The sequence below is a fragment of the Bacillus sp. 2175 genome, from assembly GCF_057812155.1.
This window is the reverse complement of record NZ_CM173819.1, coordinates 4666014-4685408: the sequence shown is the minus strand read 5'-3', so window position 1 is coordinate 4685408 and position 19395 is coordinate 4666014. Positions and strand designations below refer to the sequence as shown.

Annotated in this window: 33 protein-coding genes; 32 read left to right on the top strand and 1 reads right to left on the bottom strand. The window is 35.2% G+C overall.

The features are described from left to right. Positions 1-232: 232 nt before the first annotated feature. From ACXKY9_RS24410 to ACXKY9_RS24385, 6 genes are all read left to right on the top strand, one after another. Positions 233-880, top strand: a complete 648-nt coding sequence (locus ACXKY9_RS24410; protein ID WP_015382495.1) for a sigma-70 family RNA polymerase sigma factor — start codon at positions 233-235, stop codon at positions 878-880. A gap of 223 nt (positions 881-1103) precedes the next feature. Beyond that, a complete protein-coding gene (locus ACXKY9_RS24405; RefSeq protein ID WP_015382176.1) occupies positions 1104-2120 on the top strand; it encodes a hypothetical protein in 1017 nt (338 codons plus the stop codon). After that, a complete protein-coding gene (locus tag ACXKY9_RS24400; RefSeq protein WP_002133989.1) occupies positions 2083-2895 on the top strand; it encodes a DnaA ATPase domain-containing protein in 813 nt (270 codons plus the stop codon). The genes ACXKY9_RS24405 and ACXKY9_RS24400 overlap by 38 nt, the downstream gene beginning before the upstream one ends. A 41-nt stretch (positions 2896-2936) precedes the next feature. Next, on the top strand, positions 2937-3203 hold the full coding sequence (locus ACXKY9_RS24395) for a hypothetical protein (protein ID WP_000436951.1): 267 nt from the start codon (positions 2937-2939) through the stop codon (positions 3201-3203). A gap of 71 nt (positions 3204-3274) precedes the next feature. Continuing rightward, positions 3275-3439, top strand: a complete 165-nt coding sequence (locus ACXKY9_RS24390; RefSeq protein WP_000817807.1) for a DUF3954 domain-containing protein — start codon at positions 3275-3277, stop codon at positions 3437-3439. 17 nt (positions 3440-3456) lie between these two features. Then, positions 3457-3672 (top strand): Thoeris anti-defense Tad2 family protein, encoded by a 216-nt coding sequence (locus ACXKY9_RS24385; protein WP_001025406.1) that lies wholly within the window; start codon positions 3457-3459, stop codon positions 3670-3672. On the opposite strand, the gene ACXKY9_RS24380 is transcribed toward ACXKY9_RS24385, so the two are convergent. Continuing rightward, positions 3669-3968: a hypothetical protein gene (locus tag ACXKY9_RS24380; protein ID WP_000705118.1), complete on the bottom strand. Its 300-nt coding sequence runs from the start codon at positions 3966-3968 to the stop codon at positions 3669-3671. The two genes, ACXKY9_RS24385 and ACXKY9_RS24380, sit on opposite strands and share 4 nt — an antisense overlap. 150 nt (positions 3969-4118) lie before the next feature. Between ACXKY9_RS24380 and ACXKY9_RS24375 the strand changes: the two genes are divergently transcribed. The 26 genes from ACXKY9_RS24375 (at position 4119) to ACXKY9_RS24250 (ending at position 19393) form a co-directional block, all read left to right on the top strand. Further along, complete coding sequence (locus tag ACXKY9_RS24375) at positions 4119-4418, top strand: DUF8088 domain-containing protein (RefSeq protein ID WP_038413787.1); 300 nt, start codon at positions 4119-4121, stop codon at positions 4416-4418. 353 nt (positions 4419-4771) lie between these two features. Continuing rightward, complete coding sequence (locus ACXKY9_RS24370; RefSeq protein WP_000404184.1) at positions 4772-5179, top strand: hypothetical protein; 408 nt, start codon at positions 4772-4774, stop codon at positions 5177-5179. Between the two features lie 1408 nt (positions 5180-6587). Further along, positions 6588-6869, top strand: coding sequence for a hypothetical protein (locus ACXKY9_RS24365; RefSeq protein ID WP_000965619.1), 282 nt, complete (start codon positions 6588-6590; stop codon positions 6867-6869). A 165-nt stretch (positions 6870-7034) separates the two neighbouring features. After that, positions 7035-7199, top strand: a complete 165-nt coding sequence (locus tag ACXKY9_RS24360; protein ID WP_000866514.1) for a hypothetical protein — start codon at positions 7035-7037, stop codon at positions 7197-7199. A gap of 27 nt (positions 7200-7226) precedes the next feature. After that, positions 7227-7712 (top strand): ArpU family phage packaging/lysis transcriptional regulator, encoded by a 486-nt coding sequence (locus tag ACXKY9_RS24355; RefSeq protein ID WP_000166155.1) that lies wholly within the window; start codon positions 7227-7229, stop codon positions 7710-7712. After that, positions 7709-8251, top strand: coding sequence for a site-specific integrase (locus ACXKY9_RS24350; RefSeq protein ID WP_001012176.1), 543 nt, complete (start codon positions 7709-7711; stop codon positions 8249-8251). The genes ACXKY9_RS24355 and ACXKY9_RS24350 overlap by 4 nt, the downstream gene beginning before the upstream one ends. 206 nt (positions 8252-8457) lie before the next feature. Next, the gene (locus tag ACXKY9_RS24345; protein WP_015382276.1) at positions 8458-8703 is read left to right on the top strand and encodes a hypothetical protein; all 246 of its coding nucleotides are present in this window, start codon (positions 8458-8460) and stop codon (positions 8701-8703) included. Positions 8704-9105: 402 nt separating this feature from the next. Further along, positions 9106-9393, top strand: a complete 288-nt coding sequence (locus ACXKY9_RS24340) for a hypothetical protein (protein WP_000017440.1) — start codon at positions 9106-9108, stop codon at positions 9391-9393. Positions 9394-9429: 36 nt separating this feature from the next. Beyond that, positions 9430-9657 (top strand): hypothetical protein, encoded by a 228-nt coding sequence (locus ACXKY9_RS24335; protein WP_000464752.1) that lies wholly within the window; start codon positions 9430-9432, stop codon positions 9655-9657. A gap of 45 nt (positions 9658-9702) precedes the next feature. Continuing rightward, on the top strand, positions 9703-9882 hold the full coding sequence (locus tag ACXKY9_RS24330; protein WP_000443965.1) for a hypothetical protein: 180 nt from the start codon (positions 9703-9705) through the stop codon (positions 9880-9882). 34 nt (positions 9883-9916) lie between these two features. After that, entirely contained in the window at positions 9917-10156 is a 240-nt protein-coding gene (locus ACXKY9_RS24325) for a hypothetical protein (RefSeq protein WP_000002725.1), read from the top strand. Positions 10157-10172: 16 nt separating this feature from the next. Then, positions 10173-10385: a hypothetical protein gene (locus ACXKY9_RS24320; RefSeq protein ID WP_000773601.1), complete on the top strand. Its 213-nt coding sequence runs from the start codon at positions 10173-10175 to the stop codon at positions 10383-10385. A 134-nt stretch (positions 10386-10519) separates the two neighbouring features. After that, the gene (locus ACXKY9_RS24315) at positions 10520-10774 is read left to right on the top strand and encodes a hypothetical protein (protein WP_000870105.1); all 255 of its coding nucleotides are present in this window, start codon (positions 10520-10522) and stop codon (positions 10772-10774) included. Next, positions 10764-11141 (top strand): HNH endonuclease, encoded by a 378-nt coding sequence (locus ACXKY9_RS24310; protein ID WP_001139454.1) that lies wholly within the window; start codon positions 10764-10766, stop codon positions 11139-11141. The genes ACXKY9_RS24315 and ACXKY9_RS24310 overlap by 11 nt, the downstream gene beginning before the upstream one ends. A 129-nt stretch (positions 11142-11270) precedes the next feature. Next, positions 11271-11774, top strand: coding sequence for a phage terminase small subunit P27 family (locus ACXKY9_RS24305; protein WP_000233390.1), 504 nt, complete (start codon positions 11271-11273; stop codon positions 11772-11774). A gap of 1 nt (position 11775) precedes the next feature. After that, positions 11776-13470: a terminase large subunit gene (locus tag ACXKY9_RS24300; RefSeq protein WP_000621131.1), complete on the top strand. Its 1695-nt coding sequence runs from the start codon at positions 11776-11778 to the stop codon at positions 13468-13470. Positions 13471-13658: 188 nt separating this feature from the next. Next, positions 13659-14912, top strand: a complete 1254-nt coding sequence (locus ACXKY9_RS24295) for a phage portal protein (protein WP_000577489.1) — start codon at positions 13659-13661, stop codon at positions 14910-14912. Next, the gene (locus tag ACXKY9_RS24290) at positions 14899-15609 is read left to right on the top strand and encodes a head maturation protease, ClpP-related (protein WP_001259159.1); all 711 of its coding nucleotides are present in this window, start codon (positions 14899-14901) and stop codon (positions 15607-15609) included. Before ACXKY9_RS24295 ends, ACXKY9_RS24290 begins: the two co-directional genes overlap by 14 nt. Before the next feature lie 37 nt (positions 15610-15646). Continuing rightward, on the top strand, positions 15647-16813 hold the full coding sequence (locus tag ACXKY9_RS24285) for a phage major capsid protein (protein ID WP_000361137.1): 1167 nt from the start codon (positions 15647-15649) through the stop codon (positions 16811-16813). A gap of 20 nt (positions 16814-16833) precedes the next feature. Next, the gene (locus ACXKY9_RS24280; RefSeq protein WP_000244586.1) at positions 16834-17121 is read left to right on the top strand and encodes a head-tail connector protein; all 288 of its coding nucleotides are present in this window, start codon (positions 16834-16836) and stop codon (positions 17119-17121) included. Continuing rightward, positions 17108-17431: a phage head closure protein gene (locus ACXKY9_RS24275; protein WP_015382490.1), complete on the top strand. Its 324-nt coding sequence runs from the start codon at positions 17108-17110 to the stop codon at positions 17429-17431. Before ACXKY9_RS24280 ends, ACXKY9_RS24275 begins: the two co-directional genes overlap by 14 nt. Beyond that, the gene (locus ACXKY9_RS24270) at positions 17424-17858 is read left to right on the top strand and encodes an HK97-gp10 family putative phage morphogenesis protein (protein WP_000763219.1); all 435 of its coding nucleotides are present in this window, start codon (positions 17424-17426) and stop codon (positions 17856-17858) included. Before ACXKY9_RS24275 ends, ACXKY9_RS24270 begins: the two co-directional genes overlap by 8 nt. Next, on the top strand, positions 17855-18214 hold the full coding sequence (gene gp17, locus ACXKY9_RS24265; protein WP_000609194.1) for a tail completion protein gp17: 360 nt from the start codon (positions 17855-17857) through the stop codon (positions 18212-18214). Before ACXKY9_RS24270 ends, gp17 begins: the two co-directional genes overlap by 4 nt. After that, positions 18215-18823 carry a major tail protein gene (locus tag ACXKY9_RS24260; RefSeq protein WP_000896769.1) on the top strand — a complete coding sequence of 203 codons (609 nt, stop codon included), beginning with the start codon at positions 18215-18217 and terminating at the stop codon, positions 18821-18823. It abuts the gene before it with no gap. A gap of 46 nt (positions 18824-18869) precedes the next feature. After that, positions 18870-19187 carry a phage tail assembly chaperone G gene (gene gpG / locus ACXKY9_RS24255; RefSeq protein WP_015382489.1) on the top strand — a complete coding sequence of 106 codons (318 nt, stop codon included), beginning with the start codon at positions 18870-18872 and terminating at the stop codon, positions 19185-19187. Positions 19188-19216: 29 nt separating this feature from the next. Continuing rightward, positions 19217-19393, top strand: a complete 177-nt coding sequence (locus tag ACXKY9_RS24250) for a hypothetical protein (RefSeq protein ID WP_000344049.1) — start codon at positions 19217-19219, stop codon at positions 19391-19393. Positions 19394-19395 lie beyond the last annotated feature (2 nt).

Below are 19395 nucleotides of genomic sequence, written 5' to 3'. Positions count from 1 at the left end.
GTCATACTACTTGTTTCGTGCACTGACATTCATCATAAACAGTATATCAGATATATTCTGAATTATCTTCATGTAAATGCTTTAGAATGACGAAAAGACCTAAAATTAGGTCTTCTCATCGGCAATATCAGTCTAGAACAGTATACCTAACAGGAGTGAGTTAAGTAACCGGAATGCTCTTATAGTATAGCAAACTATTACATTTAAAAACAAGAAGGGATGGTAAAAGGAAATGACAGCAGAAGAATTATTTGAAGAAAAGAAATATTTAGTGATTGCAGCAGTTAAGCAACAATTTGGAAGTATCGCAAGAGCTGGACAGATTGCAGAAATAAACAATATGGATTTGGATGATTTAATACAAGTTGGCCATCTGTATTTATGGGAGCATTGTATGAATTATGATCCAGAGAGAGTAGATACATTCAATGCATACGTGATGAAAGGCATGAAATGGGCAATGAGTGATGAGCTTCACTTGAAAGGGACGCCTTTTAAGATAAGCAGACGAGTTGGTCATGAGGAACGGAATAAAATGAATATTCATTCGATTGATTTGCATCGAGATGGAGAAACGGTAAAAGAATTTTATGCAGTGTCTCCTATCGATGTGGAACAAGAAGCGATATTATCCATTGAATTTGAAGAAATGACGAGTGTACTTGAAGAAAAAGAAAAGTCAATTATTCCGCACGTCGGTGAAGGGTATACCACAAGAGAAATTGCTGTGAAATTAGAGATGAAGAAATCTACTGTTCAAACAAGAAAGACACGGGCATTTTTAAAGATGAATCCAGATTATAAGCCAATAAAACAAAAATCCTTTTTCTTGGGGAAAAGAATGATAAAGAGAAACCACCAGTTGGGGCTGGTGATCTAATAGAAACACATGTTGCGTACGAGATGCAAAAAAAGACCTGTTATAGCAGGTCAAAAGTCAGGGTATTTCGTGAAAGAATATAACTTATTCATCATTCTAACAGGAAAAAGTGAAAAATAAAAGATTGAAAATAAAAAATATTAAATCTTTTTGTTGAGAAATATCAAATACCCTAGTAGTAAAGATATATTGAAAAAATGTTAGATAGAGAAGGGGGACTGGAATGAATACCAATGTAATAAAAGTCGCAAGAATAAACCTGCAAGGTAACACTTTAGACCAGGGCTGGTTTAAGTACCTTACTTTAGAAAATGGCAAGCCCTATATGGTTGCGATTACAATACTTAGCGAAATTTTTTATTGGTATAAACCAACTGAAATAAAGGATGAAAGAACAAATGAAATCCAATATAAACAAAAATTTAAAGCAGACAAACTTCAAAAAAGTTATCAACAATTGGCTGATTCATTTGGTTTTACCAAAAGACAAGTACAAGAAGCATGCAAATACTTAGTAAAAAGAGAATTAATTGCAATTGAATTTCGTACGATCATAGTTAACGGAACGAGGCATAACAACGTTATGTATGTGGAACCAATTGTGAAGAACATCGAAAAAATTTCTATTTTATATCAAGAACCTATCACATCAGAAAGTGACACCCTCCCACATTCTAATGAGAGAGGCTCCCACACTAAAACGGAGGAGGCTCCTACATTGAAACGTGGGACAAATACAAAGATTACTACAGAGAATACTACAGAGATTACTACAAATAAAAAGACTTCTTGTCACAAGTTTGAAACTTGCGACATGGAGCATGCCAAATTGTTATTCCAGTTAATTTTAGAAACCAATCCAGAACATAAAGAGCCGAACTTCGAGAAGTGGGCCAATGAATTCCGCTTAATTCGCGAAAGAGACAAGAAAACAAATCAACAAATTGTGTATCTCTTGGAATGGTCTCAGGATCATTCCTTCTGGAAAAAAAATATATTGTCACCTAGTAAGTTGAGAAAGCAATGGGACAGGTTAGTAATTGAAGCCAAAGAAGAACACGAGGTGAAGAAAAATGAGCAGATTCGCAAGCATAGCGGAAGTCATGGCAGATTTGCAAAAGAGGGCTATGAAAAATTGCCAGAACCAACAAAAAAGTGGAGAGAACTTACAGACAAGGAACGAGAGGAATCACAACAAGAATATGAAAATAACATTGAATGGCTCGGAGAAGACGCTTAATGATACCTGTCCGTTATGCAGTGGAACGGGAATGATCTTAAATGGATGGACAGGTAGAATGTGTGATTGCCAAAAGAAACAATCTGAAATAGCAAGGTTGAAAAATGCAATGATACCAGAAGAATTTGAAGAAGCACGTTTTAAAAATTATATTCGTCATACCGATATGCAAAAGAAAATGTTTAACAGCATGATGGAATACTTAAAAAAGTTTAATGAAATCAGGGATACGAAGCGCAATAGCTTTGGATATATCGCTACATATGGCGAGGGAAGGTTAAAAGCCTTATCCATCAATGAACGGGTTGAGAAAATGAAACTTCACAACAATTACGGATTAGGTAAAACGCATCTACAAATAGCAGCTGCTAGGTGGATTATACAAAATGTTCAAACTGTAAATAAAGACATTGTAAATGCACAACCGAGAGGGTGCAGAGTAGTTTGTATAAGTGATGTCACTTTTATGACAGAGATTATGTCAGCAAAGCGTGATGATAAAAAGGAGTACTTTGAAAAGCTCCATACAGTCGTAGAGTATGCGGATGTGCTGGTTTGGGATGATCTAGGTAAGAGCAAACATACAGAATCTCGTGAAGAAATGTACTACGAAATCATTAATGAGCGATATAAGCGTAAAGCGCCCATCATTTTTAGCTCAAATGAAGATGAATATACCTTACCTGAAAAAATTGGGTTTGCAGCTGCTGATAGATTGCTAGGGATGGCAAATCACTATTTGATTGAAGTCGAGGGAGAAAGTTATAGACGGTAAAGGGGAGAAATCAATCATTTTGTGGGAATGGAGTTGAGTGTATGGAACAATTAACCTTTGAAGATATCGTAGGAAACATGGATTATACAGCGCATAGTACGGCTGAGAAATTCCTCTCTAATCATTCAGTAACACCTACCTATGCAGTAGAATTTTTTGACCGAGATGAAAAACAGAAGTTACGTTGGTTTGAAGTGAATACAGAGGCTGAAGCAAAAGAAAAAGCGGTAGAAACATACGGGAGAATTCAAATCATTAAAGTATATGTGTCCAATCGAACATTGAAAGAAATTATGGAGCTGGACTAAGGGCATTTTTATCAAGAGAGCACATGCATTTCCTAAAATGGACAAGCCAATGCAAAGGAGAACAGGCATAGATGAAAAGAGAAATAGACATGAAAACAAACGGCATTTACATTGTGGTGGATGGAAAAATCAACTTTGAAGAACCCCCAAAGAGCGGCTACGGACAGCAAGTCTTATATTGGGTAAAGGGAAAAGTGTCTCATACACAAACAACGATTACGAAGAAGTTTAAATAAAACGAGGTGGGAAAATAATGAATATACAAGAAGCTACTAAGTTAGCGATGGAACAAAATAAATTTATTTCACGATTACACTTTATGAAGACCTTTAAGGTCAAGATTAAGCCAACAAATACGTATGAGTTGTGTGGAAATTATCCAATTTATCCTAACGAATTTAAACCGCGCAGGGCGTGGAATCCCTGCGCAGATGATTTAATTGCTGATGATTGGATAATTGTTGATTAAGGTAACCATGATCTTGCTTCTTTTGCAAATTTGTATCCGGTTTTAAGAGAATTATTCTCTTCACAATATGCAATCCCTTGTGGAAGTAAGACAGTGTTATAGGCAACATTGTCTGCTGCATACACAGAGACTAAATCTTCATCTCGCAAACGATAGAGTGCTTTCGAAATAAAATCATCAGTCTCATTTTGGTACAACTCTTTAAATGTTTCAAAAGAGAACATATCTGTCCCATGGTTTTTATACTCAGTTACCATGTATTTTAGTAGTTTTTCTGAAAGCTTAGTTATTTTCATTAATTACACCTCCCCTCTATGGGGAATTATATCAAGAAAATTACAATAAATGAGAATTTTATGGGGAATTTAGTCGGGAAGCAAGTCAAGCACGTGTAGATGTAAAGTAAGACAAAATTTGAATTTTATTAAAAAATGGAGGAATGAACCATGAATACAGTAATTATTCAATTCGGTCAAGGTACAGAAGCATGGAAGGATATGCGAGAGATTACGAAATTTCTACAAGAGAAAGGCTATTTCATTGAACCTTATGAAGAAATTGGATCTGTAAAACTAACTAAGAAAATCAGTGACGAATTAGTGGATAAGATAAGAAAATTCAATTGTGATCTTTGCTTTCAAAATAAGGATATTGAAGAGAAATCAATTTATCAATTTGATGAAGGTGGCGACATTGTCGCATGCATGGATTGTGAGAAAAAAGCGTTTGAACATTCAAAAAACTAAACCAAAGCGTTATTTTGTAGCCATGTAAAAAAAGTGCATATTTAATATGTACTCTTGAAAAAAGGAGGCACTTTTGAGAGATGAGACATAATACAGCGTATGCTCGTCTCAAGTAAAAGTGCATCGAACTCAATAAAATATTTGTTTTGGAGGGAAATGAAAGTGGCGAAATGCAATTATGTTGGATGTGACAATGATGCAACAACCAAAGGTTTTATATTTGCTAGAGATCCACAAGGCAGGAAACATCTTCCTACAGATGTATACGCTTGCGATAAACATAAAAAGTCTCTCAGTTTTTTTGAATATAACACTGCTAAAACAAACTAAATTTTGATTTGGAGGAGAACGTAATGGAAATCAAAGTGAATGAGCAAACACAACGTTTTTATCTAGCGTTTGATGAATGGGTACAATGGGTACCTGCAGTTGGTCATGGAATTAAAGTGGGACAATATCATTTTTGTGCAATTCCATTAAGTGACTCTATTAATGTTTCAGAAGTAACGTCAGGTGTGAAGGCTATAAGTGTCCCTATAAATTTAAAGGTTTGGATGTTAACAAGCACTAAGGAAGATACAATGAGGTTTTTAGAAAAAGTTGGTGAGCATTTAAAAATAATTATGGAAGAACGAGGGGATTTTGATGAGTTACTCAAAAAACAGAAAAAAATAGCTTTCGAACGTTTAGGTGCGATGCCACCGATTGAAAATATTGATACGGATTGGATATTTGAGGAGGAAAGTGAAGTTGTACATTAATTGATACAAAATCTTTATTTTTAAATTAAAGAGCGCCTTGTAAAGCTCCTCTGATACCTAATCATAATGAAAATAACGAGCTCATATAGGGAAGTATTTATAATAATTAGGGATCATTATGTTCCAGCTTAGATTTCTCGGCTGGAGGAATAAAATGCTCACGGACAAAGTTTTGATAAATCATACCGCTTATAAATGTAATATAAAACACTACACACAAAAAGATTAAAATGTATTTAAATACCTTTTTCAAATTAGCACCACCCTAAAAGAGAGTTTTAATAGGATGTGTAAAAAAAGGTACGATTATACAAGGGCGGAGCGGTTAGCAAGAATAAAATAAAAACGTTATTTTAAATTTAATAAAAAAAAGAGCACATTAATGTATGTGCTCTAGGTAAATATTTTAAAAAAAGGAGTCTTAAAGAATTTAAATTGTCAATACACTATATGTTTGTCTTAAAAAAATGTGCATGAGATAAAATAGAAATTTTATTTGGGTGAAAGTGAGGTGTAGGGGCTGGAATTAGTTTTTTGGATAGTTATCTTCATTGTAATGGGCCAAATTGCTTGTACAAAGATGGATTTACAACAATTTTTAGATACTTATAAGGAAATGCTGGTTATACAAAACAAAAAGATTGATGACTTATTGAGATATATTAATAAGTGTTAATTAGTAGAAAATATTTAAAAAGAAGGACCCACATTGAGGGGGTGGGTCCTTTTACTGAAGCCAGGCATATATACTAAGCATATAGAGATTAACTATATATTACCAAAAACGAATTGAAATTTCTATGTGCTAATTGTTGAGAAATAATTTATAAAAGTTTTATTTTGTAGAAAATCAACAAAATAAAACGAGCACTTGTGCCAGAGTGCCCGTTTTATAAGATGACATCATTTATTATGTTATGTTTGTGAGTCATGAACAATTAAATGAGTCGAAAAGTAAGGTTCGAAATAGTTTATGTACCTGTTAATAAATAGGTGCTTGTACTAAAAAGAAGTGAAGAAATACAAGGGAGGATTATTGGAGTTCCGGCTTATCGCCCATGTATAGTATGTGCTATGTATGAAAGGATATTCAGATTTGCAAAAAATAAAAAGAGCACCTTCGAACAGTGCTCTTTCCCGGAAGTGTATATTACATGGACTTGCAAGAGGTTTTTAAGGAATAAAATGAATAAGCTCGCTCCTGAAAGGAAGAAGCCATACAATAACATATGAAAACGTCGTCGCAGGAGTGACAATGAAAGTATTTAAAACCCAACAAAATGATCCTTTTAAGTGGTATTTGAATGTTTTTTTGTAATTTCATAGCGAAAAATATTTTATCAGAATTGGTAGGATGCACAAATTTACTGTCGAATTGATACATGAACTAGAAGGAGGGAGACAGTATATGCTATATCATTTGATAAAATTAGGGGAAGCATTAGAATCTGAAGTAAAGCAATCTGAGGGGAGATTATATTTTGATTCAGTTAATTTTGGAGTTTGGGTGTCAAAAAGTATTTTGTATATCGAAAAGTATCATAAAGATTCTTTTATAGTAAATCAAATGAAGCAAAGTTATAAAGAAATAGATTATACAAATAATTATACATTTTACAAATTGATGTTAAGTACATTGAAAGTAATACAAGAAGAGGAAAATGAAGAAAAAGAGGAGGCTAAAGCATAATTTATAATCAATTGAAGGGAAAGTCATAAGGTTATCATATAAGTTTTGAGTAGAAGAATGGAATAAAGTCCGGCTAGAAAACTAGAGGACACCAATTCATTAAAGCAGCAATTCAAGCTGTTTTAGGAATAGGTGTCCTTTTATTTTGAGAAGGGAGATGGGGAGATGAAGGTGTTGAGAGATCAATTACGTGAATGGAAAAGCAATCAAACAAAAAAGAAAACTAAGAAAAAACGAAAAGAGAAGTTAAGCACTCGTCAAATTGAGGATTTAATGGAGGGGCATAGGCCTTGTTATGAACGAAGATATGGAGCAATAAGAGAAAAGTAATTTAAAAATAAAAAGGAGTGGTCTGGAATGACTAAGCAATTATCTTTCTTACCAAAAATCGATAGAGCAGCAACGCAAGAGCAATTGGAGGGGATGTTGGAAAGTGTACGTATATATAAGCAATTTGGAATGATACGTAAGGAAATGAAAGTCACTCCTTCTTATGAAAGGAAAGAGCATGGTCCTACACATGCAGTTGGCAAACCGTTAGAAGATGTAGCAATCTCTAATATTCAACAAAGCAAGCGTGAAGAATGTTTAGAGAAAATGGCATTTCGAGTTGAACAAGCATTAAGTCGATTCGGAAACAATACAGTTGGAAAAAACCAGAGGGACATTATAGTTAAACGATATTTAGAAGACGAAGATGTATGCGATTATATGGTATATAACGAAATTGGCATGAGTGAACGTACGTATCGACGTGTGAAAGCTAGAGCGTTTTATAAACTGGCCTTTGCTCTTAGACTAGAAGTTTATGAAACTGAAGAAACTGGAGGGAATGAATCATGAATTTTGTCCAGCCCATACGTGATTCAGAGCAAATACAACAAATCAAAGAATATTTAAAAGAAAAGAATGCACGTAACTATATTTTATTTGTAATGGGAATCAATACAGGGTTACGTATCAGTGATATTTTAAAACTAAAGGTTGGAGATTTAAAAGGTAGTCATATCTCAATGCGAGAAATGAAGACAGGTAAGCAGAAACGCATACAAATAACAGCAGCACTAAAGAGAGAGCTTCGATGGTTTAATGAAAATAGAGAAGATGATGAGTACCTATTAAAAAGTAGGCAGGGAAAAAATCGGCCAATCGGTCGTAGTATGGCATATAAGATACTAAGTGGAGCGGCAGCAGAGTTCGGATTAGATGAAATAGGAACACATACGCTAAGAAAGACGTACGGGTATCACATGTACATGCAAACGAAAAACATAGCATTACTTATGGAGATATTCAATCATTCGTCAGAGAAGGTCACGTTACGTTATATAGGTGTAAACCAAGATGCAATGGATAAAGCAATGACTAGGTTTAAAATCTAATCATTGCTTTTTTCTTTTTACATCTATACAGTTACTCATAAATTTCGTAATGTGTAACTCAAAAGAGAAAGTGAAATGAAATCAATGATACCAAGGGTTTTGGCGAAGGGGTCAGTTACACACAATTAAACATATGGGTAATTGGAAGGTATAAAATATGCACATGACGTATAAAGGTTATATAGAATGAATGAGAGGTGGAACAGATGATGTGTGAAGAATTGTTACAAGCATTGGTTCAATATCAAATGCAGCAAGGAGAAAAGCTAAGCACATTAAGGTTAAACCAAGATTACTATAAAACAGTATTAGAGCAATTAGCTTACCCTGATTGGCTAATTGAAAAGAAAATTAAGAACTTGGATCAGACGTTTCTCGGGGTTGAAGTAGAACTGACAAGTGAAGTGGAAACTTTTGAAATGAGGAGGATAAAAAAAGTGGCAGAATTTTGACCGCTTTTTGGCAGGAAAAAGGCCGACGTTTTTTATAAAAGCATGTTATATTTGTATTATGAGAAGTGGCGGAAAACACAACTCACTATGTTTTTCTTGAATTCTAAACGGTTCGTAATGACGGCACATAAAATCCGAAACCAGCAGATGGTACTGATTAAATGATACCGTCCATAAAAGGAGCATCCATTTGGATGTTCTTTTTTATTACTAAGCGAACCACATAAACATAAGTATGAGAAGAGCAAAAATAAATAACAAACAGTGTGCAAACTTCATGAAGTACTCCTTTTAGAATTAATATGTATTAAAAGTACAAATAATCTAATATAAATAGTGAAAATAGGTATACAACAATGTAATATAAGTCAGTCATTTTATGGAGCAAGGGTGGTAATCAGGATGAGTGGCTATTCTAAAATTATTTTATCCAATGGAAATGAATATATTGTGCCAATCCAGCCTAGTCTTTTGATTGAAAAGGAACTTATAGATAAGGATGGGGAAATTTACAATAAGTTTATTCTTGTTCCACAAATAGATATAGAAACAGGGAGTAAGATGCAATTTAATTTAAATCCTCAGCATATAGCAACAATTGAAGAATTTAGTATAAGAAGACAAAAGACCGTTCCTTCCGTATTTAGAGTGGAAACAAATAATGAAAGATTGAAGGGAAAGCATCCATAGCAGGTGCTTTTTTTATTTTTAAGGGGGTGAAAAAATATGTTCTTTTTCAAAAGAAAGAAACGGAAGAAGGCAGTTGCTCAAAGCAATATAAAAAAGAATGCTGAAAGTACAAATAATGATTTGTTAATCCAAACGACAACAGCAAGTGTAATAAGCTCTAGTTCAGATTATGGTGGCTATAATAGTAATCATTCAACTTCATGTTCATCGCATTCATCGTATGATTTAGGAAGTTCATTTGATAGTTCGTCAAGTTGTGATTGATCAAGTAGCTGAGTATCTGCTTTTTATTTCGGAGGAGGATGAAGGATGGAATCTATAACAAAAATAATTGCTAATTTAGAAAGAAGCGTTAACGATTTACAAAGAGATAATGATGGTATGAAACAAGCTTTACTTAATGTTTCAACGAATGTAGAAGCATTGAATAGAAAGGTCAATATGTTAGAAGAAACGTTAGCGACGAAAGTTGGTATAACTCATGTTTAACAATTAATTAAACAATATGAGGAGGATTCACAAAATGGCTAATAACAAATTGATTATTGAAGTAACTGCTGATACAACTGAAGCATTAGAAGGGATTAAGGAAGTAACAGAAGTTGCAAATGAATGTGCGGAAGCGTTAGAGAAGTTAGAAAAGGTTATGGGTAGACTTACAAATAAAAAGGATTCTTTATTTATAGAAGTTCCAGTTGTTTTAAATGGTAAAGCAATAGCTAAAAAAGTTAGTGAGTTTACTGAAACTAGAGAAAGGCTTTAACCTGAGGTGATAAAAAATGAAACTAAATAAACAAGAGCAAGCGGTTGCAATTGGTACATTCATTTCAATGCTAGGACAAGACCTTGTAAATGAACGCATCGATAAACAGAAATTAGAAAGAGTACTTCCTATCTTTAATGAAATGCAAGATAATACAACACCAAAGCAAAAGAGAGAAGCAATGATTAGTTTGCTTGGTAAAGCGGTGGATGAATTCTTAGAAAAATAGCTATAAAAAAAGGAAAAGCAACTCGCTTGGGGGGCAAATTACTTTTCCAAATGGCAATGTTAATTCTATTATAACAATTTGTATTTATTTGTAAATATATAATTAGAATATTCTTTTAAATGAGGTGAGGATAGATGAAAGTCTACTGTTCTAACTGCAATGAAGATTACAATATGCAACCAAAAGTAGCACAGCTTTCTAATCGCATTGAGAAGTGTTACTTCACATGTCCTCATTGCGAACATGAGCATGTCCCTGTATATGTGAACGATAAGATTCGTAAGCATCAAGCGGATATAGCTAAGTGTCATGAACGGATTAATAAAAAGAATCTGGCCATCGAGGATGAAATGAAACGATTGAGGAAGAGGATGGAAGGTGCCAAGTAAACCATTCAAGCCGTGCAAGTCATTAGGTTGCAATGAACTAACACGGGATAAGTATTGTGCTAAACATATCGAAAAGGAAAAAGAAATCGTAAAATATTACGATAAACATATTCGAAACAAAAGTTCACGTTCATTTTACAACTCCAAACAATGGAGAGAGATGCGTGGGCTTATTTATCGTAGAGATCATGGCTTATGTGTTCAATGTAGAAGCAAGGATATCATTAAGATAGGTGATGTAGTTGATCATATGATTCCTATTCGTGTTGATTGGTCGAAACGATTAGAACCATCTAATTTACAAACGCTTTGCCATGCTTGCCATAACAAGAAAACAAAAGAAGATGAGAAGAAAAACAAAAAATAATTCGAAAGAAAAAATTTATAAACATCCCCCCACCATGAAAAAGCAAAAGGCGAATTCCTGGAGACCGCCGCCTAGCTTTCCGTGTAAAAAGTTCGTTTTATTCCATAAAAGGGGGTTCAGCCAAGGGAGGTGGTTCACATAGGAAGGAAAGCGAAGCCGATTCATTTGCATTTGTTAGAAGGTAATACAAATCGATTGACAAAAGATGAAATTGAACAACGATTAAAAGCTGAAAAACAGTTGCAAGCAAAAAAGGACAAGGTAAAGCCACCAACGTGGTTAGATTCAGTTGCAAAGAAAGAGTTTAGGAGAATTGCTGGTGAATTATTGGAGCTAGACGTAATCACGAACATAGATGTGAATGCATTAGCAACATATTGCGATGCTTACTCTGACTATGTTGAATGCACCAAAATTATCCGAGAAGAAGGACTTCTTGTTGAATATACCAATAAGGCAGCTGAAACGAATAAAGTTCCCCATCCACTACTTACAAAGAAGAAACAGTTACATGAACAAATGAAGGCTTTGGCTGTTGAGTTTGGTCTTACACCGAGTGCAAGAGCGAAAATTGTCATTCCAAATAGTAAACAAGGTCCGAAAACAAACGTAGAAAAGGAGTTTGACGTATAACATGATCAGACAATGGATGCTGGACTACTGTGATGATGTACTAAATGGCGAGGTTGTTGCTTGTCAGAAGCATAAACAAGCTTGTAAGCGATTTTTAAGAGATATTGAACGTGAAGGATCTGAAGATTTTCCATATGTTTTTAAGGAAGAAAAAGCTCTCCGTTTCTTAAAGTGGATGTCTCTTTTTAAACATACAAAAGGAAAATTAGCAGGTCAGAGAATTGAACCACATTCCATACAAATTTTCGTGTTTAGCAATATTTATGGATGGGTGCACCGAAATACAGGGTTACGTCGATTTAAAAAGGCATATTGGCAAGTAGGGCGTAAAAATGCAAAGTCACAATCTTTAGCGTGCGTGGGCTCATATGAAGCAATGGCCTTTGGTGAGAACATGTCGGAAGTATATGTTGGTGCCACAAAAACAGAGCAAAGTAAAATTGTTTGGAACGAAATTAAAGCGCAAATGAATGGGTGCGAAGACCTAAAAGAAAAATTCAATATTGCGTATGGGAAAATTGAGCATCTCAAAACAGATTCTTTTATTTCCGCGCTCTCAAAAGATGCGGGAAAATCCGGGGATGGACTAAATGTTCAGTGCGGGATTATTGATGAGTATCATGCCCATCCTACCTCTGAAATTTATGATGTTCTGGTGTCAGGTTCAGGTGCTCGTCCGAATCCACTCATGATGATTATTACAACAGCTGGTTTCAACTTGAGCCATCCTTGCTATCGTGTGGAGTATCAATATGTTTCTAAGATTTTAGACCCGAACATTGATATTGAAAATGAAGAATATTTTGTGATGGTCAATGAATTAGATAAGGATGATGAAATTACGAATCCTGAAGTCTGGGAGAAAGCGAATCCTATTTTATGTAGTTATGAAGAAGGACAATCTTTTTTAAAAGGAGAATTGCAATCAGCATTAGATGTCCCAGAAAAAATGCGGAATTTCCTGACTAAAAACATGAATCGTTGGGTGGACATGAAAGAAAATGGGTACATGGACATGCAAAAATGGAAAAATTGTAAAGAAACTGTGGAATTATCCGAATTAAAAGGATTGGAATGTACAGTAGGTGTCGATTTATCAGCAAAAATTGATTTAACAAGTATTTCATTCGAGTTTAAAAAGGATGATAAGTATATCGTATTAAGTCATAGCTTTATGCCGGAAGATACGTTAGCTGAAAAGAGACAAACGGATAAAGTGCCTTATGATTTGTGGGTACAACAAAAATGGATTACCACAACACCTGGTGCGGTAGTTGATTATGAATTTATCAAAACACATATTAGAAATATGGAAAAAGACCATAAATTTAAGATTAAAGAAATATGTGCGGATCCTTGGAATGCAACGCAATTCATGCAAGACATGGAAGCAGAAGGGTATACGATGATAGAAATACGCCAAGGGATGGCAACTTTATCAGGTCCTACAAAAGATTTTAGAGAACAAGTGTATTTAAAGAAAGTCATCCACAATAACAATCCTGTATTAAATTGGGCAACAAGTAACGCTATAACAAAACAGGATGCGAACGAAAATATTATGTTGGACAAGTCAAAAGCAACAGAAAGAATCGATCCGATTGCGGCTGTCATTAACTCACATGTTCGTTGTATGCTCAATTCTGGTGAGGTAGACTTAAATTCCTATATTTTAAGTCAAGATTTCTCATTCTAGGAGGAATGACATGCGGTTTTTATTATTTTTCATCAGTATTTTAGAAGATATTCTATTGATTACGGGGTTGTCCATTATTGTTGGGACGACTTTTTTTATGAATCCGATTTACGGCTGGTATCTGTTAGGGGTTATTCTCACAATGTTGGGGGTGGTAATGATAAGAAGATAGAAGGGAGGTGAAATTTTTGATTTTTCGGCAATTATTTAGAAATCAGGATACGACAGATTTAAAAAATCCTTCTCCCTGGTTTAAAAGTTTATTTGGCTATCAAGCCGTAAGCGGTGAAAAGGTAACGGTTGAGTCCTCTTTAGGTGTTCCGACGGTTTATCGGTGTATTAACATCCTTGCAAATAGTGTTGCGATGCTTCCGTTTCAAACATTTAAAAAGACAGCGAAGGGAAGAGAACGGGATAAGGCACATCAAGTATCGTTTGTTCTAGAAAGAAGACCAAATCCTTATCAAAGCCCATTTAAATTTAAACATTTAATTGAAACACATCGTAATACATGGGGAAACGCCTATATTAATATTCATTGGGGTGTGGATGGAAGACCAAAAGAATTATGGGTATTAAATCCGGCTGTTACAACGCCCACTGTGGACTTAAAGACCAATAAACTATGGTATTTTACGAGTTTGCCAGACGGTACACCTATAAAAATACCTGATGATGACATAATCCATCTTACTACATTGTCTACTGATGGTTTAAGGGGGAAACCTCCTATTCAAATTGCAAGAGAGTCTATAGGGAGCTCACAAGCAGCTCAAAAGTTTAAAGGTAAGTTCTTCACAAACGGGGCAGCGCATAGTGGGATATTAAAAACAGAACAACCGTTAAATAGAGAGGCTAAAAATAAACTTCGTGATGCCTGGGAAGAAGCAAATACAGGTCTAAATAATGCGCAAAGGATAGCCATTTTAGATGCTGGTTTAGAATTTGAGAAGGTTGGAATGCCTTTAAAAGATGCCCAATTTATTGAAGGTATGAAATTTGATAAGGGCGAGATTGCAAATATCTTTAATATTCCTTTGCACATGATTAATGAGTTAGATCGTGCTACTTTCTCCAATATTGAGCAACAAGCGTTGGATTTTATTCAAAATACATTGAGTCCAATTCTTATTCAATATGAAGAAGAGTTTTCTTATAAATCATTTTCGTTTCATGAGCAAAAACGATATTACTTGAAGTTTAACCTAACAAGCTTATTACGTGCTGATTCTAAATCACGAGCAGAATTCTACAAAATTATGTTAGATGCTGGTGCATTTTCAATTAATCAGGTGCTGGAACTGGAGGATATGGACGGGATTGGGGAATACGGTGATAAACACCGTGTTGACTTAAACCATGTATCTATTGAAATCGCAGACGAATATCAATTGGCAAAAGCTAATGGAGGAGTGTTACAGAAGGGAGATGAGGACGATTAAAGACGTATTTACAATTAAAAATCAAACAGATTCTTCAGCTGATCTATTCATTTATGGTGACATCATAAACAATACCGGATGGAAATGGGACGATTCCGATGTGATGCCGGATGATGTGAAAAATATTTTAGGGCAGTTGGATGATAAAAGTAATTTAAATATCTATGTAAATAGTGGTGGTGGTTCTGTATTCGCTGGTTTAGCTATTTATAACATGTTGAAACGTAATAAAGCGCAAAAAACTGTTTATGTGGATGGTGTTGCAGCTTCTATCGCTTCCGTAATCGCCTTGGCTGGTGATCGTGTTGTTGTCCCTTCTAACGCTTTCTTAATGATTCATAAGCCCTGGACATATGCAGCTGGAAATGCAATTGATTTACGAAAAGCAGCAGAGGACCTTGATAACATCGAGACAGGAATCATGAATGTATACAAAGAGAACTTAAAAGAAGGTATCGAAATTGAAGAAATTCAGCAATTAGTAGATGCTGAGACTTGGTTAAGTGGTGAAGAAGCTGAAAAATACTTCAATATTGAAGTTGTGGAAGCAAAAGAAGTCGCAGCTTGTAGCAGTGATTACTTTGATAAATATCAAAAAACACCAAATAAGATTGTAGCAAAGGCTCCTTCTATTTCAAAGAAGGATAATAACGAACAATTAAAAATACAAAATGCACTAGACCTGTTAGAGCTATAGGTCTATTTTTTGTGCCAAAAAAAGGAGGAAATACGGAATGGATAAACGTGAACAAGAATTAAGACAGAAAGTTGCTGATTTGAAAGCGAAAGCGGAAGGGTTTAATAACAGCGGTAAATATGAAGATGCAAAGGTGAAAATTGAGGAAGCGAAAAACGCGAAAAATGAATTGGATAACTATCTAGCAATGATGCAAATTCAAGTTTCTGACCCTGTAAATTCACAAGCAAAAGTTTTGCCCCCATCATCAGTTCAAAATGAAGATTCATCGTACAAAGAAGTGTTTATGAAAGCTATCCGTGGTCAAAATTTAAGTCATGAAGAAGCAAGCGTTATGCAGGAATACAAAGCAGCATTATCTGAGAATACAGGTAAAGACGGAGGTTATATTGTTCCAGAAGATATTACGACAACGATTAATCAATTAAAACAAACGGTTGATAACTTAGAGCAATATGTAAATGTGCAACCTGTTTCAACGAATAAGGGAGCTCGCACATTAGAAAAACGTGCAGCATCTACACCTTTCGCTCCATTATCTGAGTATGGAAACCCAAATGCAATGCAAGAAATTGCTTCACCACAATTTGATCGTTTACCGTATGTTATTGAGGATTATGCAGGATTTCTACCTGTACCAAATGATTTATTAAACGATACGGATCAAGCGCTAGAAGCTTATTTACGTCAGTGGATTGCGAAGAAATCTATTGCAACTCGTAATTATTTAATTTTACAAGAAATCAATAAATTAACAAAAGTTGATTTAAAGGATTATAAAGGCATTAAAACAGCATTAAATGTCACATTAGACCCAGCTTTCTCGGCTGTAGCAAACATTATTACAAACCAAGATGGATTCAATTACTTAGATCAATTAGAAGATAAAGATGGTCGCCCACTTCTTCAACCAGATCCAACAAATCCAACACGTAAGCTATTATCAGGAAAGCCAGTTATTGTTTTATCCAATAAGACAATTGCTACAGATAAAGATGGTAAAGCACCATTTATTGTTGGGGACCTGAAAGAAGCAGTTGTGTTATGGGATAGACAGCAGTTATCGCTTGATATGACAAAAGAGGGTGGAAGTGCTTGGAGAGGTAATACAACAGAATTCCGAGCAATTGAACGTGAAGACGTTACGTTATGGGATACAGAAGCGGTTGTATATGGTCAAATTACAGTTACGGCCAAAGCTTAATGATGTAGGAGGGGTTCTTCTTGGTACTAACATTAGAAGAAGCAAAAAAGTATCTTCGTGTGGATGGGGATGAGGAGGACGATCTCATTACATCTTTCGTAGAAGCAGCTGAAATATATATTAAAAATGCTACAAGTAAAAATGTGGATTTAAAAAGCGAGCTTGCTAAATTAGCAGCTCGTATTTTAATTGCTCATTGGCATGAAAACCGTGAAGCGGTTGGAAAAGCTGAACAATTGGCATTTAGTTTGCAGTCGATATTAGTTCAGTTGCAATATTGTGGTGGTGATTCAAGTGAATCCAGGTAAATTAGATAAACGTCTTACCTTTCAAGTGAAAGACGAGGAAGCAAAGAGCCCGGACGGTGATCCAATAGAAGGTTACAAGGATTCCTTTACTGTATGGGGCTCCTTTATTTTTTTAAAGGGAAGAAAATATTTTGAAGCAGCGGCAGCTAATAGCGAAATTCAAGGTGAAACAGAAATCCGATATCGTGCTGATGTGAATGCTGATATGAAGATTAAATATAAGAACGTAATGTATGACATTGTTTCAGTTATTCCAACTGAAAAACACACTTTATCAATCATGTGGAAGCGTGGTGGAATGAATGGCTGATGGTGTTGATTTTTTAGGTTTTGATCGCCTGATATCTGAATTAGAGCAAATGGGTTTACGTGGAGAAAAGATTGAAGATAAAGCCCTTGCAGCAGGTGGCGAGCCTATTCGAAAAGCTATTTCTGAAATAGCTCCAAGGAGTGATAGCCCTAAAAAAGCAACAAAAAGCGAGCCGTGGCGAACAGGACAACATTTGGCTGATAATATACGGGTTACAAAAGCAAAAATGGAGGGCGGCATAAAAACAATCAAAATTGGTATAGATAAAGCGGATCGTTCCCCCTATTTCTATGGAAAGTTCTTAGAATGGGGAACTTCTAAAATGCCAGCAGAGCCATTTATAGAACCTGGATTTAATTCTTCAAAAGAAGCGGCAATTCGTGCTATGACAGACATCTTGAAGAATGAAATGAGGTTGAATGTATGATAAATTTACGACCTGAAATCGTGCAAGCTCTTGAAAATAATCAGGAGCTTGTTTTTTTATTGGGTGGAAAACGTGTTTATTATCGTAAAGCTAAAAATGCTGAAGAGTTTCCGCGTATTACGTTTTTTGAACTAGACAATAGACCAGATGGATTTTCGGATAATAAAGAAAGTGAAAGTGAAATCACATTTCAAATCGATATTTGGTCAAAAGGTAGTACAACAGCAATCCATCAAAAAGTGAATGGAATTATGAAAAGTATTGGTTTTTCACGCTATGCGATTGCTGATTTATATGAAGAGGATACACAAATTTTTCATTACGCGATGCGATTCGCAAAAGGAGTGGAGTTATAGATGGCTGGAGAAGTAATTAAAATTAGTTCAACCGTCGGTGTAGATAGCCTTGTTTACGCAAAGTTATTAAAAGATGATGCAACAGGTGTTGACTATAGTGCAGTGAAAGAAATGGAAGGCGCTGTAAAAATTAAAACTTCTAAAAAGGTAGCTTCGGAGATTATGTGGAGCGATAATAAGAAATCAGAAATTGCAGAGTCTGACGGTGAAATTGAGGTTGAAATCGAACTTCGTAGTATTTCGCTTTCAACTAAAGCAGACATTGAAGGATATCCAGAAGTGAAAGATGGCGTATTAGACGAAAAACGTGAGGGTGAAAAGCCCTATCTAGCAATTGGATACCGTTTTTTAAAGGCAAATAATAAGTATCGTTATGTTTGGCTACTTAAAGGAAAGCTTTCACAAGAGGAAGAAGAAGGCGAAACGAAGAAGGATAAGCCTAACTTCCAAACAACGAAACTCAAAGGTTCATTTATTGAGCGTGATTTTGACGATAGGCCTAAATTTACAGCTGATGCTGATGAACCTACATTTACAAAAGCTGTGGGAGATAATTGGTTTAAAAAGGTGTATGAGAAGCCTGTAGTACAATCACCAGCAGGAAAGTAAGGGGGAGCAAAAGCTCTCTCTTTTTTATTAACGAGGAGGAAAAGCCATGAAATTAACACTATTAATCAAGGAAGAAAAGAAAATTTTTCATTTACCGGAGTTTATTCCAGCACGTTTAATTCGTCAAGCACCTGAACTTGCTGATATTCCAAATAATCCAGGTCCTGAGGATATGGATAAAATGGTTCAATATGTAGTAAAAGTTTACGGGGAACAATTTACATTAGATCAATATTGGGACGGTGTGGATGCTCGTAAATTTTTATCCACAACTTCCGATGTAATTAATGCGATCATCAATGAAACTGTGGGAGCGGCTGGTGGCACACCAGGAACTGGAGAAGAAACAAACCCAAACGCGTAGAGGGAGGGGGGCTAACGTTTAGTGAGTTTATGGACGAGCTCTACCTCTCTTTATTACGTCAGGGGTATAAACACCATCATATCGATAACGAAATGGATATCTGGCATTATTTAAGGCTAAACCAAAAATATCGTGAACAAGATCATTCAAATAGTGGAAATCAGAATTTAAATGAAATGGAAGTTCCAGCAGAAAACATTATCTAATA

Excerpts from the sequence above, each read along its gene's own strand:
- ACXKY9_RS24350 (WP_001012176.1), top strand. The coding sequence starts at position 7,709 with ATGAATTTTGTCCAGCCCATACGTGATTCAGAGCAAATACAACAAATC.
- ACXKY9_RS24285 (WP_000361137.1), top strand. The coding sequence starts at position 15,647 with ATGGATAAACGTGAACAAGAATTAAGACAGAAAGTTGCTGATTTGAAA.
- ACXKY9_RS24395 (WP_000436951.1), top strand. The coding sequence starts at position 2,937 with ATGGAACAATTAACCTTTGAAGATATCGTAGGAAACATGGATTATACA.
- ACXKY9_RS24410 (WP_015382495.1), top strand. The coding sequence starts at position 233 with ATGACAGCAGAAGAATTATTTGAAGAAAAGAAATATTTAGTGATTGCA.
- ACXKY9_RS24365 (WP_000965619.1), top strand. The coding sequence starts at position 6,588 with ATGCTATATCATTTGATAAAATTAGGGGAAGCATTAGAATCTGAAGTA.
- ACXKY9_RS24355 (WP_000166155.1), top strand. The coding sequence starts at position 7,227 with ATGACTAAGCAATTATCTTTCTTACCAAAAATCGATAGAGCAGCAACG.
- ACXKY9_RS24330 (WP_000443965.1), top strand. The coding sequence starts at position 9,703 with ATGGAATCTATAACAAAAATAATTGCTAATTTAGAAAGAAGCGTTAAC.
- ACXKY9_RS24260 (WP_000896769.1), top strand. The coding sequence starts at position 18,215 with ATGGCTGGAGAAGTAATTAAAATTAGTTCAACCGTCGGTGTAGATAGC.
- gpG (WP_015382489.1), top strand. The coding sequence starts at position 18,870 with ATGAAATTAACACTATTAATCAAGGAAGAAAAGAAAATTTTTCATTTA.
- gp17 (WP_000609194.1), top strand. The coding sequence starts at position 17,855 with ATGATAAATTTACGACCTGAAATCGTGCAAGCTCTTGAAAATAATCAG.
- ACXKY9_RS24300 (WP_000621131.1), top strand. The coding sequence starts at position 11,776 with ATGATCAGACAATGGATGCTGGACTACTGTGATGATGTACTAAATGGC.
- ACXKY9_RS24405 (WP_015382176.1), top strand. The coding sequence starts at position 1,104 with ATGAATACCAATGTAATAAAAGTCGCAAGAATAAACCTGCAAGGTAAC.
- ACXKY9_RS24325 (WP_000002725.1), top strand. The coding sequence starts at position 9,917 with ATGGCTAATAACAAATTGATTATTGAAGTAACTGCTGATACAACTGAA.
- ACXKY9_RS24290 (WP_001259159.1), top strand. The coding sequence starts at position 14,899 with ATGAGGACGATTAAAGACGTATTTACAATTAAAAATCAAACAGATTCT.
- ACXKY9_RS24360 (WP_000866514.1), top strand. The coding sequence starts at position 7,035 with ATGAAGGTGTTGAGAGATCAATTACGTGAATGGAAAAGCAATCAAACA.
- ACXKY9_RS24250 (WP_000344049.1), top strand. The coding sequence starts at position 19,217 with ATGGACGAGCTCTACCTCTCTTTATTACGTCAGGGGTATAAACACCAT.
- ACXKY9_RS24340 (WP_000017440.1), top strand. The coding sequence starts at position 9,106 with ATGAGTGGCTATTCTAAAATTATTTTATCCAATGGAAATGAATATATT.
- ACXKY9_RS24375 (WP_038413787.1), top strand. The coding sequence starts at position 4,119 with ATGAATACAGTAATTATTCAATTCGGTCAAGGTACAGAAGCATGGAAG.
- ACXKY9_RS24320 (WP_000773601.1), top strand. The coding sequence starts at position 10,173 with ATGAAACTAAATAAACAAGAGCAAGCGGTTGCAATTGGTACATTCATT.
- ACXKY9_RS24270 (WP_000763219.1), top strand. The coding sequence starts at position 17,424 with ATGGCTGATGGTGTTGATTTTTTAGGTTTTGATCGCCTGATATCTGAA.
- ACXKY9_RS24380 (WP_000705118.1), bottom strand. The coding sequence starts at position 3,968 with ATGAAAATAACTAAGCTTTCAGAAAAACTACTAAAATACATGGTAACT.
- ACXKY9_RS24370 (WP_000404184.1), top strand. The coding sequence starts at position 4,772 with ATGGAAATCAAAGTGAATGAGCAAACACAACGTTTTTATCTAGCGTTT.
- ACXKY9_RS24335 (WP_000464752.1), top strand. The coding sequence starts at position 9,430 with ATGTTCTTTTTCAAAAGAAAGAAACGGAAGAAGGCAGTTGCTCAAAGC.
- ACXKY9_RS24315 (WP_000870105.1), top strand. The coding sequence starts at position 10,520 with ATGAAAGTCTACTGTTCTAACTGCAATGAAGATTACAATATGCAACCA.
- ACXKY9_RS24390 (WP_000817807.1), top strand. The coding sequence starts at position 3,275 with ATGAAAAGAGAAATAGACATGAAAACAAACGGCATTTACATTGTGGTG.
- ACXKY9_RS24385 (WP_001025406.1), top strand. The coding sequence starts at position 3,457 with ATGAATATACAAGAAGCTACTAAGTTAGCGATGGAACAAAATAAATTT.
- ACXKY9_RS24345 (WP_015382276.1), top strand. The coding sequence starts at position 8,458 with ATGATGTGTGAAGAATTGTTACAAGCATTGGTTCAATATCAAATGCAG.
- ACXKY9_RS24400 (WP_002133989.1), top strand. The coding sequence starts at position 2,083 with ATGAAAATAACATTGAATGGCTCGGAGAAGACGCTTAATGATACCTGT.